This window comes from Chryseobacterium sp. L12, assembly GCF_056133985.1.
This window is the reverse complement of the sequence record NZ_JBVYOF010000038.1, coordinates 12,946-29,139: the sequence shown is the minus strand read 5'-3', so window position 1 is coordinate 29,139 and position 16,194 is coordinate 12,946. Positions and strand designations below refer to the sequence as shown.

The 16,194-nt window shown below is 34.9% G+C and carries 15 protein-coding genes; 10 read left to right on the top strand and 5 right to left on the bottom strand.

What is annotated here, in order from left to right:
- Positions 1-98 precede the first annotated feature (98 nt).
- The 6 genes from AC0NBN_RS16880 (at position 99) to AC0NBN_RS16855 (ending at position 7,242) form a co-directional block, all read left to right on the top strand.
- Positions 99-836 carry a hypothetical protein gene (locus AC0NBN_RS16880; RefSeq protein WP_160813886.1) on the top strand — a complete coding sequence of 246 codons (738 nt, stop codon included), beginning with the start codon at positions 99-101 and terminating at the stop codon, positions 834-836.
- A gap of 739 nt (positions 837-1,575) precedes the next feature.
- Complete coding sequence (locus AC0NBN_RS16875) at positions 1,576-3,438, top strand: hypothetical protein (RefSeq protein ID WP_160813887.1); 1,863 nt, start codon at positions 1,576-1,578, stop codon at positions 3,436-3,438.
- Between the two features lie 79 nt (positions 3,439-3,517).
- The gene (locus AC0NBN_RS16870) at positions 3,518-4,126 is read left to right on the top strand and encodes an MreC domain-containing protein (RefSeq protein ID WP_160813888.1); all 609 of its coding nucleotides are present in this window, start codon (positions 3,518-3,520) and stop codon (positions 4,124-4,126) included.
- A complete protein-coding gene (locus AC0NBN_RS16865; protein ID WP_143884652.1) occupies positions 4,123-4,686 on the top strand; it encodes an N-acetylmuramoyl-L-alanine amidase in 564 nt (187 codons plus the stop codon). The genes AC0NBN_RS16870 and AC0NBN_RS16865 overlap by 4 nt, the downstream gene beginning before the upstream one ends.
- Before the next feature lie 110 nt (positions 4,687-4,796).
- On the top strand, positions 4,797-6,101 hold the full coding sequence (locus AC0NBN_RS16860) for an ATP-binding protein (protein ID WP_160813889.1): 1,305 nt from the start codon (positions 4,797-4,799) through the stop codon (positions 6,099-6,101).
- 331 nt (positions 6,102-6,432) lie between these two features.
- A complete protein-coding gene (locus AC0NBN_RS16855) occupies positions 6,433-7,242 on the top strand; it encodes a glucose 1-dehydrogenase (RefSeq protein ID WP_160813890.1) in 810 nt (269 codons plus the stop codon).
- On the opposite strand, the gene recO is transcribed toward AC0NBN_RS16855, so the two are convergent.
- The 4 genes from recO to AC0NBN_RS16835 are packed head-to-tail and all read right to left on the bottom strand — an operon-like array spanning position 7,243 to position 11,894.
- Positions 7,243-7,932 carry a DNA repair protein RecO gene (gene recO / locus AC0NBN_RS16850; protein ID WP_160813891.1) on the bottom strand — a complete coding sequence of 230 codons (690 nt, stop codon included), beginning with the start codon at positions 7,930-7,932 and terminating at the stop codon, positions 7,243-7,245.
- On the bottom strand, positions 7,932-10,187 hold the full coding sequence (gene porZ / locus AC0NBN_RS16845; protein WP_474468888.1) for a type IX secretion system anionic LPS delivery protein PorZ: 2,256 nt from the start codon (positions 10,185-10,187) through the stop codon (positions 7,932-7,934). The genes recO and porZ overlap by 1 nt, the downstream gene beginning before the upstream one ends.
- A 1-nt stretch (position 10,188) precedes the next feature.
- Positions 10,189-11,139: a metallophosphatase gene (locus AC0NBN_RS16840; protein WP_160813892.1), complete on the bottom strand. Its 951-nt coding sequence runs from the start codon at positions 11,137-11,139 to the stop codon at positions 10,189-10,191.
- Positions 11,139-11,894 carry a 5'-nucleotidase gene (locus AC0NBN_RS16835; RefSeq protein ID WP_160813893.1) on the bottom strand — a complete coding sequence of 252 codons (756 nt, stop codon included), beginning with the start codon at positions 11,892-11,894 and terminating at the stop codon, positions 11,139-11,141. The genes AC0NBN_RS16840 and AC0NBN_RS16835 overlap by 1 nt, the downstream gene beginning before the upstream one ends.
- Before the next feature lie 109 nt (positions 11,895-12,003).
- Here AC0NBN_RS16835 and dapA point away from each other — a divergent pair, with 109 nt between their 5' ends.
- The 4 genes from dapA (at position 12,004) to AC0NBN_RS16815 (ending at position 14,078) form a co-directional block, all read left to right on the top strand.
- Positions 12,004-12,876 (top strand): 4-hydroxy-tetrahydrodipicolinate synthase, encoded by an 873-nt coding sequence (gene dapA, locus AC0NBN_RS16830; RefSeq protein ID WP_160813894.1) that lies wholly within the window; start codon positions 12,004-12,006, stop codon positions 12,874-12,876.
- 146 nt (positions 12,877-13,022) lie between these two features.
- The gene (locus AC0NBN_RS16825; protein ID WP_160813895.1) at positions 13,023-13,520 is read left to right on the top strand and encodes a GNAT family N-acetyltransferase; all 498 of its coding nucleotides are present in this window, start codon (positions 13,023-13,025) and stop codon (positions 13,518-13,520) included.
- 52 nt (positions 13,521-13,572) lie between these two features.
- Positions 13,573-13,797, top strand: a complete 225-nt coding sequence (locus AC0NBN_RS16820) for a hypothetical protein (protein WP_160813896.1) — start codon at positions 13,573-13,575, stop codon at positions 13,795-13,797.
- Positions 13,779-14,078 carry a type II toxin-antitoxin system RelE/ParE family toxin gene (locus AC0NBN_RS16815; RefSeq protein WP_160813897.1) on the top strand — a complete coding sequence of 100 codons (300 nt, stop codon included), beginning with the start codon at positions 13,779-13,781 and terminating at the stop codon, positions 14,076-14,078. The genes AC0NBN_RS16820 and AC0NBN_RS16815 overlap by 19 nt, the downstream gene beginning before the upstream one ends.
- Before the next feature lie 9 nt (positions 14,079-14,087).
- On the opposite strand, the gene recG is transcribed toward AC0NBN_RS16815, so the two are convergent.
- Positions 14,088-16,172: an ATP-dependent DNA helicase RecG gene (gene recG, locus AC0NBN_RS16810; RefSeq protein ID WP_160813903.1), complete on the bottom strand. Its 2,085-nt coding sequence runs from the start codon at positions 16,170-16,172 to the stop codon at positions 14,088-14,090.
- Positions 16,173-16,194: the final 22 nt, after the last annotated feature.

The following is a 16,194-nucleotide window of genomic DNA, read 5'->3' as shown; positions in this document are numbered from 1 at the left end:
ACGCAGAAAATGGTTCGTCGGAATTTGGGATTACCCCATAGACTTATCACAAAAAATTTCAAAAACGTGATTTGGGTTAAATCCAAAACTAATGTATCATGGAAAAAAATAAATTAACCACCAGAGAAGAATTAAAATCCTTTTTTGAAACAGGCGATTATCCCACAGAAAGTCAATTTGCTGAATTGATCAATAGTTATGCGCATTTGAATGAATTTAATTTTGGATTATCAATAAGACCAACCGGAAAAACATCGGCTAAATACTATGATTTTTATAAAGCAGATAACCTCATGAATTCTGGCGCAGGTCATAAAATTATTGAAAGCTTAGAAGGAAATACGCCGGCAAAAATAGATGGATATTCACATGTTTTAAGCAGAACAGTATATTATAAAAGCTTAGATATAAAACTGATCGGTGAAATAGATATCGAAAAACATCAGCCAAAAATCATTATAGAACGCTATAAGCAAAGAAAAAAAATGTCCAGCGGCACTGTAAAACCTGCGGGATTCTATCAGGAAAAAATGTCTGATGCTGCACTTTGGAACAGAAAATCAGAATATGCTATAGAAGCAAATGAAACTGTCATAGATATAGAACCTATACATTACTTCAGACCGGCTGCCAATTTCAAAGAGTTTTTGCCTTCAGGAAGTATTAACAGACCAGGTTCTTTCAAATATTCAAAATACAGAAAACCGTTTACAGTGATACAGGCAATTTTAGAGATCAGTATCAACGGAACTGAGTACCGATCTCGTCCGGTAGGAATGAAAATCATCTTAGGATCTTCCGGTGAATATGATGCGATCAATTTTGCCATTAACTAATATCATAACTCAATTATCAGGATGTTATTATAGAAGAAACCTTGTCTCTTAATTATCTTTTGTTTTTGCAGTAGAAAATTAACTTGATATAGGATTCTGTTTCAAAAATATACTTAATAGCTGCTTCGGTAGTGATTCTGGTTCCTTTCTTATAGGAGAAATCTTTCAGCAAAGATTTTATATTGAAATAATTTCGATTCAATAAACTTTTATTCTGAATGATCAGGTTTAATCATCTTATTTTGAAAAATTTTGCTGAGTAGGTTGCTCGTCAATAAACAACCTCTTCTTTTTTAATTCTACTTTCTATTATTAAAATTAAAAATATTTTAATCAGTAGATTATTGGCTTATTTCAACAACAAAAACTAACCATCAAACTTTCATAGATATGAAATACAGATTTTATTTTTTAATTCTAATCTTAATTCAAGCGGGCAGCTATTAGCCGGAAAAACCTAACTTTTTTTGAATCATTCAAAGATAAGTGTAGAATTTTCTTTTGAGAGAAACTCTTGTGAATACACCTCACAATTTATCAAGAGATTCTCCTTTTGTGAGCAGCCTTTGGTAAGATTTTACTTAAAAATAAATTCACAGTTCTTTCTAAGAATTTCAGCAGGATAAATCAGTCAACTACATTCTGTAAAGTTGGCGAAATCATTACTGAATGTAAAAGTTTACTCTTTATAAATCTCTCAACTTCAACTCAATCTTTTTAAACACAAATTTTTAATACTATGGTAAATTTAGAAACAATATTAAGCTGGTTTCAGACCGGTGATTATCCCACACAGGAAGAATTTGAACAAACCTTTTCTTCTTTCAGACACAAAGACACAAAAATCCCGATCACAGAGGTTGATGGATTGGAATCTTCATTAAACAGCAAACTTAGTGTTGATGATCTTCCCTCCAATATGGCATTGGTAGATGGAGGTCAGCCTTCGGATGTTTTCAATAAAGAGCAGATCATGGCAATGGCAATGATGCTTTCAGATTACGTGAAAGATGGTAAAATCAGGGCAGATAAAATCGAAGCGTTAGGTTTGACAGATCTTATAGAGTCTAACGAAAGAAATATCGCTGAGTTTGCATCAAATTCCGGCAAATACGAATTTCAGCAAAATGATTTTATTGCTGTTCCTGATGATAAAGGGAATTTTTCACTTTTCATATTTAAAGGTGAAGAGAAAAATGACACGAAGAATTATCTTCCAACCGGACTGACCAATATTACGATGAGCATGGTGGAAGGTTTGCAGAATGCTCTCAACACAAAACTTGATAAGCCTGCGGTAAACGGAAATTACTTCGTTAAGATGAATGGAACAGCCTCTTATCAGTCCATTAATCCGGGCTCTGATCATTTGCTTTTCTGGAATGGATCTGAATTCAAAAATTCAAATATTTTTCGTGAAAGCAGTGGCTTAAAATACGGTATAGGAACTACAACACCTGCCGAACAATTACATCTTACTTCTAGAGCAAGAATGTCTGGACTGGTTTTGGAAAATAACACTGAAACCTTACCGCAACAGCTAACGTACAACAGTAAAAAGTTTTTTGGAACTGATGATGCCGGAGTGAAAAGACCTTTGATGTTTGCAGATAATGCTGATTTTCTTTCTTTAGCGAATAGTTTAACTGATACTCAAAAAACAGCTTGGAAAACCGCCATGAATGGAGGATGGACAACCAATACGATGAGCGTGGCTGTGATAACTCCTCCTGTTGTTGATAATCAGGATAAAAATTACTGGCTGACTTTAAAAGGTGCAAACTTAAACTTAAATCCTGCTAATTTTTCTGTGGAAATCATGGATAGTACAGGAGCTAATGTTGTTGCAACTGTACCAAACTCTCAGGTGCAACTATATACCAATGGTTTAGACTTAACGTTTTATTTCAATTTTAAAGATATTCCGAAAGGTCAGTATAGAGTAAGACTAAACAATGGAGTGGCTTCCTTTACAACTGGAGCATCAGTTGAATTAAGCGTTGTTAATGCAATATCATCGTATGATTTTACGTCGGTAACATGGTCTAAACTCGAAAACACGGCAGATATTAATACTATTAATGGAGTTAACAATGCCATATCTTACGTTGCTAATAGTGCTAACAAAGCATTTGCGAATGACAACACGGTAGTTTCGGTAATAAAATCCAGTCAATTGATCGGTGCAAACGAAAATTTTTATATTGATTTTACATTTTCAACAGGTTCTGGTTTAGGAGCATCAAGGTTTGATTCAAGATTTGGATTATGCGATTCTTCAACTAATCTTTTACTTTCATTTATCAATGTTGCATTTTGCAGGGTTTATTCAACAAAAGCACCTACTGATGGAAGTGGTATTATATATGCTCAGGGTGTTGGTAAGGGCGGATCTTATCACTCTGTAAGTGCTTCTCGTTGTATAATAAATAGAAATAATGGTTTAACAACTGTTATATATATACATACCGACAATAGCGTTTTAACATCTTCATTTGCTGGTGTTAATCAAGCGTTATCGTTTTCAGCGCAAGCATCTAATGCATTAGGAAACTCTCCATCATCATTTGATTTAGTAATTAACTCTTTATACTTATATTAATGAAAACAGAAATTATAATCTCACCAGAAAATCATTTCAATTTTAGAAATGTATAATTACTATCTGAAATTTTAAAACCATGAAAAAACTAATAACCATTTTAATCATATTTCTGATTTCAGCATGCACATCAAGCAGGCAAAAGTCAAAAGAAAAACAGCAAACAGTTTCTGAAACTAATTTAACAAAAGAAAAAGAAGTTTCTGTGAACGCTTCAGAAAATGTAAAGGAAAGTAAAAAAGATTCTGTCTCCACGAAAGCAAGCTATAATATTGTCAGAGATAATCTGTTTGCGTCACAGAATTTTCAGTTAAAAAACAACGGAAAATGCGCTGATCCCGGAACAATTAGGAATATTGAATTTACAGATGCTTTTGGTAATCGGACAACTATTCCGGTGAATGACAATACAGAACTCAATTTCATCAATGAAACAGATTTGAAACATGAGATTGAATCATTAAAGCTGGAAAATAATCAGCTTTTTGAAACCAGTCTTAGTATTCAGACTAAATATGAAGCCTTACAAAACGAGTACGAAATTTTCAGACAGGATTTAAAGTCAAAATCAATAAAGACGGATACAGAAACTAAAAAAAATACCATTTGGCAGTTTGCCTTAGTTGCCGTTTTGGCAGTATTAATTTGGGAAACAAGTAAAAAACTAATTAAACGATACGTACCATGATACAATTTTCACCATTACGAACCTTTTTGTCGGCAGGTCATCATGATAAAGATCCCGGAGCGGTTGCCAACGGATACAAAGAAGCAGACGTTACAAAGCTGATTCGTGATTCCATCGTCAGAAACAGTGGTGATAAAGACATCGTTGTTGATAAAGACTGGGAAAACAACAGGCAATATCAAAACAGAATTAAACCTGGAGCAGGATCTGTTGTTTTTGATATTCATTTAAACGCTGCAGGAAACAATACAACCAGAGGTGTGGAATCTTATGTTAACAGGAAAGATTTTGCCGACAAAAATTCTGCTTCCTACAAGATGGCAGATGAAGTAAATCTCTTCCTGAGCAAAGAATTAGGAATTAAAAACCGAGGAGTAAAACCCGAAAACAATTCTCAGCATTCTACCATTGGAATATTAAATTTAGGCTCCGGAATCGCTGTTTTGGTTGAGGTAGATTTTATTACCGGAGCAGGAGCTGTGGAAAATATTATGGTAAAAAAAGATATCATCGGAAAAGGTCTTGCAAAGATTCTGAAGAAATATGATGATCTCATGTAATGACTAAAATACTGCAACAACAGAATAAACAATCCGAAAAATACTTAAATCAATCAAAAAAAGCCAATTTTAAATTTCAATATAATTTCAAAAAATAACCAGAACATATTATGGAATCAGAACAATTACATAAACTCTTTAGACATTTAGAACAGGTTATCACATGGCGCATAAATCACTCTTCCGAAAGCTTTGCTTTTGATGCACCCAGATTTGATAATGGTGATTATAAAGGCTTTCCCTTAGGAAACTATATTTCAGGGAAAAGGCTTTGTCATCAGGAAGTTATCGTTCTTTTAATGACATTATTACCAAGGCTGGAACCATTGCTTCTTAAGCGTATCTATCTGGAGTTTCCGCATGCATCATTTTTTGATTTTTGTTCATTGAATGATAATGGAAGGCTTTTTCATCCCACAATTCAGGCTGTGCAACATATATTAGGCGGGGAAAATATTTCAGAACGTCTAAAAGCACTGGATTATTTTAATCCTGAATCGGTTTTGATGAAAGATGAACTTATTGTTTTTTCAGGTTCAAATCAAGAAAGCAGCCAGATCAATATTCATCAGGAAGCTTTTAATAAAATTATTTTAGGAGCAGAATTATTGCCGAAAATGAGCAATGATTTTCCTGCGGAATTATTACAAACGCAAAGATCCTGGACAGATCTGATACTCCCTGAACCCACTTTAAACGAAATTCAGAGTATTGAAGCTTGGTACAACAGCAGCCCGATTCTTATGGAAGACTGGGGGATGCAGAAAAAACTTAAGCCCGGATTCCGTGTGTTGTTTTACGGAGAACCGGGAACAGGAAAAACTCTTGCAGCGAGTCTTTTAGGGAAATATATTCAACGTCCGGTTTTTAGGGTAGATGTTTCTATGCTGGTTTCAAAGTACATCGGGGAAACAGAAAAGCAACTGGCCAAATTGTTTGATAAGGCAGAAAATAAAAATTGGATCTTATTTTTTGATGAAGCAGATGCCGTTTTTGGGAAACGAACCAATGTGCGGGATGCGCACGATAAATATGCCAATCAGGAAGTTTCTTATTTGTTACAGCGTATCGAGACATTTTCAGGACTCATTATTCTGGCATCCAACTTTAAAAACAATATGGATAAAGCATTTACGAGAAGATTTCATAGCTGCATTAAATTTAGTAATCCAAAATATGAAGAGCGCCTTCGCATTTGGCAGCAAAATCTGCCTGAACAGTTGCATTTGGAAGGTATTAGTTTGGAACAAATTGCAAACCGATACGAATTAACCGGATCTAATATTATGAACGTGATACAGGATGTAAGTTTAAAAGCCATTTCATTACAAAAGCCAGATTACAAAGTAAGTTTAGAAATGTTATTGGAAAGCATCAAAAAAGAGTACATCAAAGAAGATAAAATTTTTACCTAAACCAGATTGTGCCTATTTATTTAAATTAAAGAAATTAATTATCCCATTTATTAATCTAAGGCTTCGACAGGTTCAATCTGACATCGCTAAAAATTAAGTGTTTACTATTAAAATTATTACACTGAGCTTGTCGAAATATAGATATTAGATTACTGATTTTCAGTTTAAAATATAGTACAGAGCTATTTTTCTCACATTCAATTAAAGCATTAAATATCAGGATGGAATTTAAGAACTGCTAAAAAAGGGTGATAAAAACAAAGTTCTTTTTGACAACAATAATACTTTGGCGTGAAAGTTTCAATTGATTTTAAAATCATAAAATCTTTGTATGGAAATTTCACTTAACAATCAGGTTGCCATCGTTACAGGAGCATCCAGCGGCATAGGAACCGGAATTGCAAAATCATTAGCTTCTGCAGGAGCAACGGTAATCATCAATCATTCATCCGAAAATTCCGCAGGAGAAGCTCAAAAAGTTTTAGACGAAATTGAAACAGAAGGTGGGAAAGGAATGGTTTGGCAATGTGATGTATCTAAAGAAAATGAAGTGATTGCGATGTTTCAGGAAACTATTTCCAGATACGGAACGGTAGATATTCTGGTCAATAATGCGGGCATTCAGAAAGATGCTAAGTTTATAGAAATGACATTAGAAGAGTGGGATGAGGTAATGTCGGTGAATCTTCGGGGACAGTTTTTATGTTCACGTGAGGCTGTCAAAGAATTTCTCCGACGGGGAATAGACAAAACACGTTCTGTTGCATGTGGGAAAATTATTCATATCAGTTCGGTACACGAAATTATTCCTTGGGCAGGCAGAGCCAATTACGCAGCAAGTAAAGGTGCTATCAAAATGCTGATGCAGACATTGGCTCAGGAGCATGGTGCAGACAAGATCAGGGTAAATTCTATTTGTCCCGGAGCCATTCAGACTCCCATCAACAAAGAGGCTTGGGAAACTCCTGAAGCATTGAAAAATTTAATGAAGCTTATTCCTTATAACAGAATTGGTCAGCCTGAAGAAGTTGGGAATTTAGCAGCATTTCTGGCAAGTGATCTTGCCGACTATATTTCAGGAACAAGTATTTTTATTGATGGCGGAATGACAAGTCTCGAAAGTTTTGAAGACAACGGATAATCATTCGAAAATCTGCTGAAGCACTTCCAGAGAATCCGGAGTACGGAAATCTGAAAAATGATAATGATAATACACAAGTAAGCTATCTAAAAAGTTTCTTCTTAAAGTTTTGGAAATTACAATTTCATAAGGATCTGTTGTTGCAAGGATCGCTTTCCATAGTGAAGAAACTTCAGCATCAAACAAATGATGTGTTTCGGAAGGAGAGAACACCCCTGTTTCGGGATCAAGATAATTTCCTTCGCTCAAAAGCGGAGAAACTCCCTGAATTCTTAATATTTTCACCAAAAAAATGAGGTGAGAACGGTAATTTTTTCTTTCAAGCTGATCCGCCAATTCCTGTATGGAGTTGAAAATAATTTCATTTTTACTTTCATTTTTCAATACCTGATTCAGAAAATCGGCAACAAAAAATATGACAGAATTGGCTTTTATATCCGTATAAATATCATTTAATTGTGCCATTTCAAATTTAGAAATGGTTTTAATGCCGGTATTTTTATTATTATTATTTACCGTAATATTCAATTGGTTCAGTGGTAGCAGAAAAGCTTTTTTCTTATTTTTTTTACTGTAAATTCCTTTTAAGAAATAACTCTGAAAGCCTTCATCTTCGGTAAAACAGTGCAAAATAGCGTCATTCTCACCATATTTGATGAAAGAAAGTAAAAATCCTTTTTGAGAAAACATTAGTTTACTACTGCAATTTTTGCGGTAGCTTTGTCAGATCCGTCTTCGTTGGTCATCAGTACAAAATAAATTCCTGAAGCTACTCTTTTTCCTTTTTGATTGTTGAGATTCCACTCGTAATATCCTGTTCTCGCAACAGCAGAATGTACCAAGTTTCCTGCGGTGTCGGTAATGCGGATATTGGTTTTTTCTGCTAAACCTTTTATGGTTACATTTCCTTTGAACTGCGAATAAACAACAGGATTAGGATAGACCAGAACATTGCCGAAATTTGAGGTTACGTCTGCGACATCACCCTGATAAGTCACAATTCCGTCAAAAGTTACAAAATATATTTTGCCGGTTTTCTTGTCAATTTTAATATCTGTAACCGTATTGGTGGGAAGGGGAGAATTGTTTTTTGTAAAATGTCTGATAACACGTTCTCCGGAGGCAGATAGATAATAAACACCACCGTCTTCTACCGAAACCCATTTTTGATTTCCTCCGTCTACTTCAATGTGAAGAATGGCAGCATCTCGGAAAAGTTCTTCTGCAATTCCTCCCTGCTCGATAATGATAGGTTCCAGCTGCGGATTATTTTTTACTTCTGTAGCAGCATTATTCAAAATTCTGAGTCCTGTCTGTGTTCCGATCCATGCATCTCCGGATTTATCTATCGCAAAAGAAACAGTTCTTGCAGGAATACCATTTGAACTACTTAAAATATATTGTGAATCATCAGAAATTGTTGCTGTCTTTTTGGTATCATAAACAAGAAAATTTTCTGATCTCGGCAGCGGGATCCAAATCAAATTGTTGCTGAAAACAGGAATCTGCATGGCTGAACTGGTATTCAGATCATTGATGACGAACTGATCCGTAGTTCTCTCATAAACCCCCAACGCTGAAGTGCTTCCATTCGTCGCAAATCCTACAGTAAGAAACATATTATTCTGATCATCAGAAGTAAATCCTATGGGTCTTCTTACGAAAGGATTAGCAGCTCCCAGATCATATCTTTTGGTAAACTCAAAATCTTTTGAACCCGAATTATACTTCATTTTATAAACTCCGTATCCTGGAGCGAAATTATAATTGGTAAAATAAACGTCTGCCGTATTCACCGGATCAGGAAAAGCATCAATAACATTAAAAACGGTTGAATTTCCTATGAAATAAGAAGGGTAAACCCATTCTGTGCCGGTAAAATAATAAAATCCGGGATTTTTGGGATTAATCTGAGGCTCGTTATAGCTGTTGGATCTTACTCCTGTAGACACCAAAATCTGATTATCATTAAACAGTCTTAGTTTATACGCATAATTGAAGTAAGGACCATCAGGTTTATAGGAAATATTGTCATCGGTTTTGATACCTGAAAATACGGTACCGCCATATATTTTAGAACCTACGGTGGTAGCGGTGTTACAGTTTTCGCCTAAAGTTGCTGTTCCTGTACTGGTTCCGGATGTATTATAAGTATAAATTCTTGCAGCATCGGTGATTACAATATTATTCGTGTTAACAACAACATCAGAAACATTTCCGAAACTTTGAGAAATAGGCGTTGAAACACCATTCTCGTACAGATAAGCCGTATTGGCGGATGAAAATACTATTGTAGATTCAGAATCAATATGTTTAAAAGACCCCGCCATTTCTGTTGCCCATGTAGAATAGACAGGAAATGTGGTATTCATTTCATGACTTTTCAAACCATCATTGGTAACAGAAAAAACTTTATTGTCTTTTATTGTGGCTTCATTACTCGCAAGAAAAGTCCCCGCATTTACAAAAAATGCAGAATCTCCGAATTCTTTCTTTTTCAGATCAAAAATAGAGACACCGTAGCCAACAGAAACTACTGCTTTATCTCCCGTAATGGAGATGTGATTGATTCTTTTGCTTCCGTTATATCCTGTAGCAATAGGAATATCGACTACAAAAGTGATTCCCTGTGGAGTAATAACATCCAGAGAGCCATTTTGATAACCTACAAGAGCAATTTTAGTCTGTGGATTATAATCAAAAGCAGAAATTTTCACTTCATGAAGACCGTTTGCTTTAGAGAGTTTTGTAATTTCTCCTGTTGATAGGGTATAATAAAAAATTCCGTTTTCTGTGGCTGCAACAATCTTTCCATTGTCTTCTTTCATTGCAAGGACATTGTTGTAAGAAAAATGGTCTGCCCATTTTTTTGAAGTAATATTCTGCGCATTTACAAACTGTAAAGATGCCCAAATGCCAAGAGAAAGTAATGATATTTTTTTCATATTATACGTTTATGCTGCTGTCAATTGCCTGATTATTCCAGGAAATCTGTTGTATGTTTTTATTTGAATCAAAAAAGAAATCTATTCTGCCCAGAAGAAGTCCTGCCCATCCAACCTGGTTTACCAGAACATTTTTGCCTGCTCTGTTGGTGAAATTCTGAGGTTCCGGCAAGAAAGTATGGGTGTGGCCTCCTAAAATAAGATCAATATTTTCTGTTTTTGAGGCCAAAATTTTATCGCTGATTTTTTCAGCATCATCTTTATAATCATATCCGATATGGGATAAGCAAATTACAAGATCGCACTTTTTTTCATTTTTCAAAAACCCTGAATAATGCTGCGCAACATCAATAGGATCATTCCAGACTGTTTCGCCATACTGTTTTTTCCCAACCAATCCTTCCAGCTGGATTCCAACCCCGAAAATTCCGACTTTAATCCCGTTTTTATTGAAAATTTTATACGCAGAGGTTTTTCCGTCTAAAATAGTGTTTTTAAAATCATAATTAGAACATATAAAAGGAAACTTAGCATTAGGTAAAACCTTCAGAAACCCATCCAGACCGTTATCAAAATCATGATTTCCCATCGTAGATGCATCATATTTCATCATTGACATGAGCTTAAATTCCAGCTCACCTCCAAAAAAATTGAAATAAGGTGTTCCCTGGAAGATATCTCCGGAATCAAGCAGTAAAGTATTGCTTTCTTCACTTCTTATTTTCTGAATTAAGCTTGCTCTTCTTGCAAAACCACCCTGGTTAGGATTTCTTGTATAGCTGGAATCGAATGGCTCTATTCTGCTGTGCTGATCGTTGGTATGCAGAATGGTCAGCTTTCTGGGAGATTGTAAAGGCTGTAGGCTCAGGTTTTCTGCCATCATCAGATTCGGAGCCAGAGTCATTGCTATAGTTCCGCCGGTAACCGTTTTTAAAAAGCTTTTTCTGTTCATTATTTTTTACCGATAAAGTTTAAACGGATATCTTCCTGAGGGTTGATTTCCTGATTTTTCTTAAAATATTCTATGAAAAGATCTCTGAGCTTAATCCCCGTAGGAATCATTTCCCCTGCACTGAAAAACTTCATATTATCTCCTCCCAAAGCCAGATAATCGGAAGTGGCTATATAATAAATCTTTGATTGATCTACATCTTTTCCGTTAATAAGCCCTTTTGAGAATACACCATTGTTGGTTTCTATATAAAGATGAGATACAGGATTGTTTTTTTGATTTTTGGCATAATAATCAAAAAGTCCCTGCAGATCTGAACCTTTCATCTTCATGATGATGACCTCATTTTCAAAAGGCATTACTTCAAAAACATTCTTAAGCAGGATGTCACCTTTTCCTATGGTTGTACGGATGCCTCCGATGTTGATCAATGCTGCATCAACATTTTTCCCGATATTTTTGTTTGCCCATTCATTAGCTCCGTCAAATGTATAATCTGCCAGAAGATTTCCAAGATTGCTGTTGTCACCTTCTTTGGTAAGATCTACATTGGTATGGGAGATTTTCTGGTTCATTTCCTTGTTGAGCTTATCTGTATAAGGCTCAATAAAACGTGCAAACTTTTCGTCTGAGTTTATTTCGTTATTGATAGAAATGTTTTTTCGGGTTTTCACATCTGCAACCTGCCAAGAAGCAGTTTTGCAGGCAGTGAGAGATACCAGAGCAATTCCTATGAATAAGAATTTATTTCGCATAATCATTTTTAACTATATGCAAATATAATTATATGTATAATAAAACATGATTAATTATTGCAAATTCTTGACTTAATTGATTAAATTTGGCAATAATAATTTTTAACAGATGAGCATTTTAAAAGGAGTAGGTGTTGCGTTGGTAACGCCCTTTAATGAAGATTTATCCGTTGATTTTGACAGTTTAACAAAACTTGTGGACTACAATATCGAAAACGGAACCAATTATTTAGTTGTTTTGGGAACTACAGCAGAAGCTGCAACGCTTTCGTCTGAGGAAAAGAAACAGGTAATAGATCACATTATTAAGGTCAATAATAAACGTGTACCGTTGGTTTTGGGAATTGGCGGGAATAATACGCTTGAAGTTAAAAAACAGATTGAAGAAACAGATCTTTCAGATTTTACAGCAGTTTTATCGGTTTCTCCTTATTATAATAAACCTAATCAGGAAGGTCTTTATCAGCATTATAAAGCTCTGGCTTCTACAGGCAAAAATATTATCATTTATAATGTTCCGTCAAGAACAGGACAGAATATTGAGGCAGAAACTACTTTGCGTTTAGCAAAAGAGTTCCCGAATTTATTCCTGATCAAAGAAGCAGCACCGAATATTCTGCAGTACTTTGATATTTTAAGAAAAAAACCTGAAGGTTTTAATCTGGTTTCGGGAGATGATGAGTTTACCCTTCCGGTTACTTTGGCAGGTGGAGCAGGAGTAATTTCTGTAATCGGACAGGCATATCCTAAAGAATTTTCCACAATGGTTCAGTTGGCCTTCGACAAAAAAGTAGATGAAGCATACGAAATTCACAACAAATTGGTTGAAATTACAAGACTGATCTTTGCAGAAGGAAATCCATGCGGGATTAAAGCTGTTTTAGCAGAAAAAGGAATTGTTAAAAATTATTTGAGACTTCCTTTAGTTAAAGCGTCAGAAGGATTGCATGCTAAAATAAAAGCAGAAATGGCAAACATCTAAAAGGTGAATTGTCAATACATCAATTGTGAATTTTTAATTGATAAATAAAATTAAAGTGAGAAGTGTAAAACTTTTCACTTTTTTAATCTATAACTAACGCATAAGTCATAAATATTCTGATTAATCGTGAATCAATCTTATCAGTAATGAAACTAATCAAAGCAACCGAAAAAAATATACCATTAATTCAAGATTTAGCAAAAAGATCCTGGGAAAATGCCTATGCAGAAATTCTTTCGCAAGAGCAGATGAAGTATATGCTTGAAAATATGTATTCTGAAATTGAAATTTCAGCACATCTTAGAAATTCTAATTATCATTACTATCTTATTTTTGATGAAAAGACAAATGATTATGATGGATTTATAGGTTTTGAAAATCATTACGAAGGGAATACGACCAAACTTCACCGGATTTATCTCATTCCCGAAAGTAAAGGAAAAGGTTTAGGCAAAAAAGCGCTTGAATTTTTAAATGAAAAAGTAAAAGAAAGTGGCGATAACAGAGTTATTCTAAATGTAAATAAACATAACTCAGCACGGAAATTCTACCAATCTCAAGGATATAAAGTTTATGACGAAGGCGTTTTTGATATTGGAAATGGCTTTGTGATGGATGATTTTTTAATGGAGATATTGTTGTAAGATATAATTGTGTATACTAAATTTTGTAAATTTGAATTAAATTTCACAAGAAATGAATGCTGCTGAAATAAAATTAGAGTTAATTAATAGGATTGCTAACTTGAAAGACACGAAAATTATAGACGAGATTAAAAATCTTCTGGATTTCGAGCAGGATACTGATGTTTACCAATTAGATGATGTGCAAAACGTAAGGCTTTTAAATGCTCAAAATGATGAAGTCTTGAGTGAAGATGAAGCTAATAATCAAATTGAAAAATGGCTTCAAGAAAAGTAGTCTGGACCAAAGAAGCCAATATTGAAAGAAAAGATATTCTTGAGTTTTGGATTGATAATAATAAATCTAAAACATACAGCATTAAACTGAATAAGCTTTTGATCAAGTTTATCAAGCAGCTCGCTGAAAATCCGATGATTGGTCGAGAGACAAGTTTAAGGAATGTTAGAGTTAAAATCATTTCAAATTACTTGCTTTTCTATCAATTTGATGATATTCACATAAAAGTTTTATCTGTTTGGGACGGACGAAGAAATCGAAAGAAAAATAAATTTTTCTGATTCATTGGATTAAGAAATCTTACTCCACTTATTCTTTCCTTTATAATTCTGAAGATAATAATTTTTAATAATCTGGTGGTCAGTTCGTGATAAATGTGGGTCTGCTTCCAGAATTTTTTCTACTATATTTTTTGTCGTTTTAATGATTGGCGCATCATTTACCAGATCCAGCCTTTTGAAATCTACCACACCGCTTTGTTGGGTTCCCAAAATATCTCCCGGACCACGCAACTGCATATCAACTTCCGAAATTTTAAAACCGTCATTGGTTTCTGTCATGGTTTTGATTCTTGTTCGGCTTTCTTTTGATAGTTTATCAGAAGTCATTAGAATACAATAACTCTGTTCAGCACCCCTTCCGACACGACCACGAAGTTGATGAAGCTGTGAAAGACCAAATCTTTCAGCACTTTCTATCACCATCACCGAAGCATTCGGAACATTTACACCGACTTCAATTACAGTTGTTGCCACCATAATCTGCGATTTTCCCGTGGCAAAATGATTCATTGCAGCGTCCTTTTCATCAGGTTTCATTTTCCCGTGAAGCATCGTTACGTTATAGTTTGAGAAATTGTCCATCACATGCTGCAGCCCTTCCATCAGATTTTTATAATCCAGAGTCTCAGATTCTTCAATCAGCGGATAAACGAAATATATTTGTCTGCCTTTTCTTATTTCTTCGTGACAGAATTGATAAACATATGCGCGGTCTTTTTCTCTCCGGTGAGCGGTAATAATCGCTTTTCTTCCAACAGGTAATTCATCAATCACAGAAACATCCAGATCAGAATAAAAACTCATTGCCAGAGTTCTGGGAATCGGAGTGGCAGTCATCACCAAGATATGTGGCGGAATTTTATTTTTAGCCCAAAGTTTCGCCCTCTGAGCGACACCAAATCTGTGTTGTTCATCAATAACTGCCAATCCGAGGTTTTTAAACTTCACTTTATCTTCCAAAACCGCATGAGTTCCGATTAAGATTGAAAGTTCTCCATTTTCAAGCTCTTCATGAATGATTTTTCTTGCAGAAGCTTTTACTGAACCCGTGAGAAGACTTACTTTAATTGAAGTATCCTTAAGCAAATCTTTAATTCCGTTATAATGCTGCTGAGCCAGAATTTCTGTAGGTGCCATCAGACAGCTCTGAAAGCCGTTATCCATTGCAATAAGCATCGTCAGTAAGGCAACCATCGTTTTTCCCGAACCAACATCGCCTTGTAAAAGTCGATTCATCTGAATTGCTTTTTTCATATCCATTCTGATTTCTTTTAATACTCTTTTCTGGGCATTCGTAAGATCGAAAGGAAGATGATTTTCATAAAATTCTGTAAAATAATCACCTACAATAGGAAAAGGATTTCCGATAGATTGTGTTTTATGATGAAGTTTTTTAAGACCATAACCGAGTTGAAAGAAGAATGATTCCTCAAATTTCAGACGCTTATCTGACTTTTCAAAATGCTGCTGATCTTTTGGAAAATGAATATTGAGAAAAGTATGCTGTCTTGATAAAAATTGATAATGACGAATCATGTATTCCGGGAGGTTTTCCTGAATCAATACCGGAATTTCTCTGCATATATTTTTCAGAACATTCTGGAAAAACTTTTGGTTCAGTCCTCTTTTGCTTAGCTTTTCCGAGCTTGGGTAAATAGGTCTTAACCTGTTTTCAGTTTCTTTCTTTTCTTCAGCTTCAATTTCAGGATGCGGCATTGAAAACTGATTGTTGAAAACATTTATTTTTCCGAAAATATAGACTTCTCTATTAATGAGAATCTGCTCTTTCAGCCACTTGGAATACTGAAACCAGACCAGATCTATCGTTCCGGTATGATCGTTAAACTTTGCAGAAAGCCTCTTAGTTTTTCCGGTCTGAATTTCCTGCACAGAAGTGATTTTACCTTTCAGCTGAACTTCAATATTGCTTTCCTGCAGCATTGATACGGTAAAAACTTTACTTTTATCAATATACCGGATCGGATAAAAATGAAGGAAATCTTCCACGATAGAAATTCCCAACACGTTTTTGATGAGTTTGGCTCGTTCAGGACCGATTCCTTTCACAAATTCTATGGAAGTTTCTAAAGTCAGAATCTATTTTGAAGCACGAATT

What these genes read in the sequence shown, in the direction of transcription:
- AC0NBN_RS16880 (WP_160813886.1), top strand. Translation starts at nt 99, where the DNA reads ATGGAAAAAAATAAATTAACCACCAGAGAAGAATTAAAATCCTTTTTT.
- AC0NBN_RS16875 (WP_160813887.1), top strand. Translation starts at nt 1,576, where the DNA reads ATGGTAAATTTAGAAACAATATTAAGCTGGTTTCAGACCGGTGATTAT.
- AC0NBN_RS16870 (WP_160813888.1), top strand. Translation starts at nt 3,518, where the DNA reads ATGAAAAAACTAATAACCATTTTAATCATATTTCTGATTTCAGCATGC.
- AC0NBN_RS16865 (WP_143884652.1), top strand. Translation starts at nt 4,123, where the DNA reads ATGATACAATTTTCACCATTACGAACCTTTTTGTCGGCAGGTCATCAT.
- AC0NBN_RS16860 (WP_160813889.1), top strand. Translation starts at nt 4,797, where the DNA reads ATGGAATCAGAACAATTACATAAACTCTTTAGACATTTAGAACAGGTT.
- AC0NBN_RS16855 (WP_160813890.1), top strand. Translation starts at nt 6,433, where the DNA reads ATGGAAATTTCACTTAACAATCAGGTTGCCATCGTTACAGGAGCATCC.
- recO (WP_160813891.1), bottom strand. Translation starts at nt 7,932, where the DNA reads ATGTTTTCTCAAAAAGGATTTTTACTTTCTTTCATCAAATATGGTGAG.
- porZ (WP_474468888.1), bottom strand. Translation starts at nt 10,187, where the DNA reads ATGAAAAAAATATCATTACTTTCTCTTGGCATTTGGGCATCTTTACAG.
- AC0NBN_RS16840 (WP_160813892.1), bottom strand. Translation starts at nt 11,139, where the DNA reads ATGAACAGAAAAAGCTTTTTAAAAACGGTTACCGGCGGAACTATAGCA.
- AC0NBN_RS16835 (WP_160813893.1), bottom strand. Translation starts at nt 11,894, where the DNA reads ATGCGAAATAAATTCTTATTCATAGGAATTGCTCTGGTATCTCTCACT.
- dapA (WP_160813894.1), top strand. Translation starts at nt 12,004, where the DNA reads ATGAGCATTTTAAAAGGAGTAGGTGTTGCGTTGGTAACGCCCTTTAAT.
- AC0NBN_RS16825 (WP_160813895.1), top strand. Translation starts at nt 13,023, where the DNA reads ATGAAACTAATCAAAGCAACCGAAAAAAATATACCATTAATTCAAGAT.
- AC0NBN_RS16820 (WP_160813896.1), top strand. Translation starts at nt 13,573, where the DNA reads ATGAATGCTGCTGAAATAAAATTAGAGTTAATTAATAGGATTGCTAAC.
- AC0NBN_RS16815 (WP_160813897.1), top strand. Translation starts at nt 13,779, where the DNA reads ATGGCTTCAAGAAAAGTAGTCTGGACCAAAGAAGCCAATATTGAAAGA.